General features: G+C 46.8%; 3 protein-coding genes and 1 rRNA gene. 3 read left to right on the forward strand and 1 reads right to left on the reverse strand.

Features of this window, described 5'->3' with window-relative positions; genetic code table 11:
- Positions 1–828 precede the first annotated feature (828 nt).
- Complete coding sequence (locus HQN90_RS14770; RefSeq protein WP_173219794.1) at positions 829–1,812, forward strand: aldo/keto reductase; 984 nt, start codon at positions 829–831, stop codon at positions 1,810–1,812.
- A gap of 85 nt (positions 1,813–1,897) precedes the next feature.
- Here the strand turns inward: HQN90_RS14770 and HQN90_RS14775 are convergent, their stop codons facing one another.
- Positions 1,898–2,593, reverse strand: coding sequence for a 3D domain-containing protein (locus tag HQN90_RS14775; RefSeq protein ID WP_173219797.1), 696 nt, complete (start codon positions 2,591–2,593; stop codon positions 1,898–1,900).
- A 434-nt stretch (positions 2,594–3,027) separates the two neighbouring features.
- Between HQN90_RS14775 and HQN90_RS14780 the strand changes: the two genes are divergently transcribed.
- Positions 3,028–6,570 (forward strand): glycoside hydrolase family 2 TIM barrel-domain containing protein, encoded by a 3,543-nt coding sequence (locus HQN90_RS14780; protein ID WP_173219801.1) that lies wholly within the window; start codon positions 3,028–3,030, stop codon positions 6,568–6,570.
- A 603-nt stretch (positions 6,571–7,173) separates the two neighbouring features.
- Positions 7,174–7,470: ribosomal RNA gene (locus HQN90_RS14785) — 16S ribosomal RNA — on the forward strand; the annotation flags it as partial.

Below are 7,470 nucleotides of genomic sequence, written 5' to 3' on the forward strand. Positions count from 1 at the left end.
TTATGGGTTCGCCGACACTCAGCCCGGATGATCATCCAGACGCTGAAATCCAGCATCACACTATATGCTCGATGGGGCGGCGGCCACCTATTCCACCATCAGAGGAGTGGAAAACTGCAAAAGTGCAGGCTTTTGCACCGAAATAGTTTAAAAAGAGGAAAAGCCTGCGATTATGCAGGCTTTTCAAGCATTTTCATCCCAAAATCAGAAATGAGCCCCAAAAGCCTGCATAATCGCAGGAATATATGAAATATGTGCTATTCCAAGCGCAAAAGGATGCACAATTGCAGGTATTTATGCAGCCAGAGCTAAGAGCCAAAGGAAGTGGAGTCATAGTCATGGCTAGAGCTATAAGCTCCAAGGCACCCGCACCTGCAACCGAAACGATAAGCGTATGCGTGGCCCCCAGATTAACACCACCAGCAGTAGCAACAGCACCGGCACCAGCACCAGTATCCGCACCAGCACCAGTATCGGACCAACACCAGTATCCGCACCAGCACCAGTATCCGCACCAGCACCAGTATCGGACCAACACCAGTATCCGCACCAGCACCAGTATCCGGACCAACACCAGTATCCGCACCAGCACCAGTATCCGGACCAACACCAGTACTAGCACCAACACCAGTATCCGGACCAACACCAGTATTCGCACCAACACCAGTACCAGTACCAACACGATTACCCGCACCTGCGACCGCACCCATACAAATTAGTGATCGTCCCCGCGTTGTGTGCTTTCCAACTTAAGCCTATAATAGAAGTTAGATACATGAAACGACGACAACATACAACTTCAAAATAAAGAAAGAACGGTGGATGTTCATGGACGGTAAAACGGTGCTGCGTAAAATGGGCAGCTCGGATTTAGCGCTTTCTCCCCTTGGACTTGGCTGCTGGCAGTTCAGCAACGCGCAAGGGATGGTCGGCAAATTCTGGCCGGCTCTGGGCAAAGATGATGTACTTCGCATCGTTCAAACCAGCCTGAAAGGCGGTATCAATTGGTTCGATACGGCTGAAGTGTACGGCAAAGGACAATCCGAGCAGATGCTGGCTGAAGCTTTGCGCAAATCAGGTGCTTTGGCGAATGGCGCTCATATCGCTACGAAATGGTGGCCGGTATTCCGCACGGCTAGCAGCATTACGTCGACGATCAATGAACGCATGCGCTTGCTGGATCATCGAACAATTCACCTGCATCAGGTTCATCAACCATACTCGTTTTCATCGGTACGCAGCGAGATGAATGCCATGGCTGAACTTGTGAAGCAGGGCCACATCAAGAATGTAGGCGTTAGCAACTTTTCCGCAGAGAAGATGCGAGAAGCCGATCGTGTACTTCGCGAACATGGGCTCCGGCTCATTTCGAACCAAGTGAAGTACAGCTTGCTCGATCGCCGTATTGAGCAAAATGGCATCATGGACGCAGCAAAAGAGCTGGGTATCGCCATCATTGCCTACTCTCCGCTTGAGCAGGGTATCCTTAGCGGCAAGTTCCATAAGAATCCCGCGCTGGTAAAAGCCATCAAAGGTCCTCGCAAATGGACGTCCGCCTTTCGCGAGTCCGGTTTGCGTAAGTCGCAGCCTCTGATTAATCTGCTCGAGGAGCTGGCACATAATTACGATGCCTCGCCAACTCAGATTGCGCTGAATTGGATGATTCATGCGCATGGGGACACCGTATTCGCCATCCCAGGCGCATCCAAAATGCATCACGCCGAGGAAAATGTGAAGGCGATGCAATTCACCCTTTCTACTGACGAGATTCAGCAAGTAAACAACATTTCAAAGCAAGTATTGGCTACATAGTGAAGTACTAGCAGCTCAAGAAAGCCTTCGTCGCCGAAACTTGGCGCTATGGAGGCTTTCTTTCATATAATCATTTGCAAGACAATTACACATTCTCTTTTGCTAATAAGTAAACTTTCACATTTTTCTTTACGCCGAATTCCTGAGCTTCACTGAGATCGTTCATGAACACGTCAATTCTAGAACCTCGAATGGCTGAACCGATATCCTCGGCTTTACGTATGCCGATTCCTTCAATAAAAACGGTCGATCCTAGCGGGATCACAGCGGGGTCCACGGCGATTGTGCGGCCTTCTTTTGCCTTTTTGCCGCTGTAGGTGATTCCGTATTCAGGATGAGATGCCTTTTTACCTGTGGATTCGAATCCTGCCGTATAGGCTGTGAGTGTTGTGTTTATCACTTTTTGAATGATTTTAGGTTGTTCATTTGTTAAGCCGCCGTTTGTCTCACTGATTGGAATCGTTATACTCTGCCCTATGGTAAGACGGTTAGGGTTTTGAATATCGTTGCTCGCAATTAACATGCTGACATCCACATCGAAATCTCGTGCAATCTTATAAAGTGTATCTCCTCGATTCACTTGGTACTGTCTGGGAGAAGGCACATGGGCAGGTGCAGGTTCTTCGATTTGTTCGGCAGCGCTTCTACTGGATGACATGCTGTAAGAGGGTGGGAGACCCAAATCCTCATCACCGACAGGATAAGAGTAAGCGGGTTCCACCTGAGATAAACTAATCAATATAGGAAGTACTAAAGTCAAAAACCGAATTTTACGAAACATGATAGCTCCTCCTCTTAGATAAATTAATAGAGTTATAGCTACTAGACTTGGCTATTTTTAATAGATATATACGTGGAATAGCAAAATAGTTGAAATGTAAAAGGGGAGATTCAGGGCGGGGATCGCCGAGAATTCGGCATGACGCCCAGTTTGTTCAGGCAGTTCAGGTGAACTCAAACTTTTGTGCTACAAGAACACGATTTTGTTCCTTCGAATAAATCATGGCCGATGATATAGTTTGGATACTCGCCGAAGCTGGAACGGCTCTTGATCTCAGCTAGTTCGAACGAACGACTGGGGTAACGCCGTAGTTGGGTGTGTATAAGAGAAACAATGTCAAGCTGATGAGAGGAGGAGGATCTCCGCTGGCTTTAACTCACATATGGCAACAACAATTACGAGGATTTAAGTCCTAATTGAAAGGGGATATGACAGTGAAGTTATTAGCGAAAATTGTAAGCGCATTCATGTTGGTGGTACTATTATTTGGCCTCCTGAACATTCAAGCGGTGCAAAGGGTTGAAGCGGCCGGGCCAGACCCAGTGACGGGTGAATCCAAAATATCATTGAATGGAACATGGAACTTCATCACAGATCCTTCTAATAGGGGGGAGAGCGAGTCATGGTTTAGTCCCGCCTTTAATCGGTCCGCTTGGGAGCCCATGAAAGTGCCAGGGAACTGGGATACAGAAAATAAATATAGCGAATACAAAGGAACGGCGTGGTATCAGCGAGCGTTCACTGTACCTGCCGATGCGCAGGGATTTCCTGCTCGCCTTCAATTCGGCGCGGTCGCACATTTATCCAGTGTCTGGGTAAATGGTGTCAAGGTGGTTAGCGATCACAGGGGTAGCTATTCGGCTTTCGAAGCGGATTTGGTCAGCAAGTCTGACGGAACGCCGCTGCTTGATGGCGCAGGCCAGCCGTTATTGAAATATGGCGCTGAGAATATCGTTGTGGTGAAAGTGAATAATTTAGCGGAAACGTGGGATGGAAGCGCTTGGTGGCACTGGGGAGGCATCTCCAGAGATGTGGATCTAGTCATCAATCAAGATGCGAAAATGATGTATCAGCACATCACTGCTACACCTGATCTAACGAACGGTACTGCGTCCATCAAAGTGGATGTGAAGGCGCAAAACCTTTCTGCAACAAGCAAAATATTAACGGTGAGTTCTAAAATCTATGATAAATCGTCCGGAAATTTAGTTTGGAGTTCTATAAATGACAGCGCATTCACGTCGTCGGGAGCCGTTGCTGCCCGTGCGCAGCAAATCTTGTCGCTGCAAACGACATTGCCAGCCAATTTGGTTAAACTGTGGAATTTCGATCATCCGAATCTGTACCGCATGGAAACGGAAATTCGCGAGGGCGGCATGTTGAAACATAAACTTTTGAATCAGTTCGGTGTCCGCAAAATCGAGTGGAACACGGGACAATTCAAAATCAACGGCGAGCCTGTCCGATTGAATGGGGCGAATCGCGTGCCGGATGATCGGGTGAACGGCAACACCCAGCCCAATTATTTGATCAAACGGGATCTGGATACGATGAAAGAAGCAGGCGTAAACATGACCCGTATTTTTCATACTCAACAGGACCCGGATTTACTGGACTATGCGGATGAAATCGGGATATTGATCGTGGAGGAAATTCCGTATTGGGGTAATAATGCGCCGGCAAATACGAATCAGCAAGGCCATGTTCTTGCCGAAAAATGGGTGACAGACATGGTGGAAGCCGACTACAATCATCCGAGTATTATCGGCTGGAGCGTCGCAAATGAAATCGCTTCAGGTACGAAGCCAGATGATTATGTACAGCACATGTTTAATTTCGTGAGACAAAACCTTGATAATTCCCGATTTCTGACTTATGTGACTAACAAAATCCTTAATAAACTTACAACCGACGCTGCAAGATTCTCGGATATTATTTTCATCAACATGTACGGTAGTTTTGGATCAGTATCTAGCGTAGCTAGCACATACCCAAACAAGCCTATTTTTGTATCGGAGTATGGCATTGGTCTCACAGGCGAAGATCCTGACTCAAACACGTTTGATCCTGCATCCGTTCTGAATGCCTACAAGAATATTCCGCAAGTGATCGGCGCCTCCGTTTGGACTTACAATGATTATAGAAGTGCTTATACGAGCAGCTCAGCTTCGCAAAATCGTTCCTGGGGCGCAGTGACGGTTTGGGGAGAGAAGAAGAAATGGTTTGAGAAGTTTAGAAATGCCAACAGTCCTGTACGATCCATTGATCTTGTTCAGGCGGCGGCTCCATCTCCTGCCGGTTCCGATCAAACAACTAAAATCACCTTGTCGCCTAGAGCCGCAATAGATTTGCCTTCGTATACGATGAATGATTACAAGCTGAAATGGGAAGTTTTCGATAACAACAATCAAGTTACCGGCGGAGGCATCACGGATATTCCTGTTCTGCATCCTGGAGATGCAGCCTGGTCAACGACGATTTCTTGGAAGGTTCCGGCAGCAGGCGTTCTGAAGCAGCGGTTCGCCGTCGTTTCTCCAACGCAGCATGAAGTGAAAGAGCAGGAAGCTTACTTCTCTGTGCCAAAACCGGCTATGATCATGGAAATCATCCCTGCAGATGGCGGGGTCCGCGTGGTGTTCAACAAAGCAGAGGGGGCAGAGTCCCATAAGATCATATACGGGACAACGATATTAAACAAAACGACAGCTGCAACAATCAACGATTTTGTTGATATTGCAGGTCTGACGAATAATACGGCTTATCAATTTTCGGTTGTCGCGACGAATGCCAAAGGAGACAGCACAGGATCCGGGATTGTAAACGCAACACCGCAGGATTCGCAGCGTTTGTTGCCGCCAAAATTGTGGAAAGCGGTTGGTGTGGATGGCGGTTTCTATGTTGGTTATACGGGTGCGTCAGGCACTTTCGCCGATGAATCGAACAATGTAACAACGTATTCGATCAAGTATGGAACTTCAAACGGAAACTACACTCAGACGTTGAATAACATTAAGAATTATGGAGCTTTTAAAGTCAGTGGTTTAACCAATGGCATAACGTATTACTTCCGAGTGAAGATGGATAAATCCGTTAACGGGACGTACTACGGAACAAGCGGTTGGTCTGAGGAATTGTCTGTTATGCCTAAAGCGGACACAGCGGCGACAGCCAATCCGGTTCTGTACTCGGCAGTTAGCGGTAACGGCCAAGTGTCGCTAAGCTTCAACAATGTGGAGAAAGCGACAGGATATAGGGTGAAATATGGCACCTCTGCAGGTTCGCTGACATCGGTTGTAAACGTCAATTTGGCTGCAGTCGGCCAGTATACGATAACCGGTTTGACGAACGGCACGACATATTATTTTGCTGTGAGCGCGTTGAATAATGAGGTTGAATCAGGACTTTCCAATGTTCGATCGACGACTCCAGATCTTTCAGAAAATCCTCAAATGCAACCATTGCTGACGGATAATTTCGAAGACGGCGATGCGCAAGGTTGGATCGCCAGCAGCGGAAGCTGGTCCTTTGTTATGGATGCGACGTATGCCTACAAACAGTCTGCCAACACAGCAAGCGAGGCACTTACAACGACGGGAAATACGGCTTGGACGAACTATGACGTCCAAGCGGACGTTAAGTTGAAATCAACAGCATCCGGGGCAGCGACAGGCGTTATCGGAAGATATATGGACAACAATAATTACTACCATTTGCGCTTGAATAAAGGTGAGGGTAAATTGCAATTGCTCAAAAAGGTGAACGGAACGTTTACGGAATTGGGTTATTTGCCATTAACGATATCGCTGGATACGGTTTATAACCTCAAGCTTTCTATGATGGGAAGTACGATTAAAGGTTATCTCAATGGGGTTGAGCGGTTATCGGTACAAGATACAAGCATTGCAGCAGGAAAAATCGGTATCCGAACTTATAATCAAATAGCTATCGCAGATAACGTTGAAGTTGTGGAGTTCTGATAATGCGTTAAGAGACCGGCAGCACAAGCTGTTGGTCTCTTTGCATTTTTGAGGCGTAACTTCAGACTCCATTAACACTAAAAACTTGTTTCATATAATAAAAGAAAAGGAGCATGATCAGGCGTCAGGGAAAACGAATCAAATTCATGGGCTTTGATAAAATTATTGCAAATCTATTGCCATAGTTGATGTTAGAGGGCTAGTTAGCGATATCGATGAGAAAGTCTGCTCAGGAGGTTGTAATCCTGTTGGAACCATGGTATATTGCTAATCTGTCGATTTAACGTTGGTTTCAGCAGCATGAAACATTCAAAAAAAGAATTAAAAAAAATGCTTGCAAATCAAATTTCGACATGGTATATTACTTCTCGCTGCTTCGGTAACACGGCAGTGAACGAAAGAAATTGATCTTTGAAAACTGAACAACGAGTGAGTAAGCACGAACGAGCAATCGTTCAAAAAAGAGATTGTAAAATCTCGCTAGCAAGTCAATTGAGCATTTCAGCTTTCAGATATAGGACAAGCAATTGTCTGACCCTTATGGGGCCCCCGGAAAGTAATCGGAATTCTCTTCGGAGGTTCGCTTCACTTTTTGGGGAGATCTTTATGGAGAGTTTGATCCTGGCTCAGGACGAACGCTGGCGGCGTGCCTAATACATGCAAGTCGAGCGGAGTATTTCTTTCGGGAAATGCTTAGCGGCGGACGGGTGAGTAACACGTAGGTAACCTGCCTATCAGATCGGGATAACTATCGGAAACGATAGCTAAGACCGGATAATTGGTTTTCTCGCATGAGAGAATTATGAAACACGGAGCAATCTGTGGCTGATAGATGGGCCTGCGGCGCATTAGCTAGTTGGTGGGGTAACGGCTCACCAAGGCGACGATGCGTAGCCGACC

The organism is Paenibacillus alba (assembly GCF_013204855.1).
In the GTDB taxonomy this organism is placed as follows: Bacteria; Bacillota; Bacilli; order Paenibacillales; family NBRC-103111; genus Paenibacillus_E; species Paenibacillus_E alba.

What these genes read in the sequence shown, in the direction of transcription:
- HQN90_RS14770 (WP_173219794.1), top strand. Translation starts at nt 829, where the DNA reads ATGGACGGTAAAACGGTGCTGCGTAAAATGGGCAGCTCGGATTTAGCG.
- HQN90_RS14775 (WP_173219797.1), bottom strand. Translation starts at nt 2,593, where the DNA reads ATGTTTCGTAAAATTCGGTTTTTGACTTTAGTACTTCCTATATTGATT.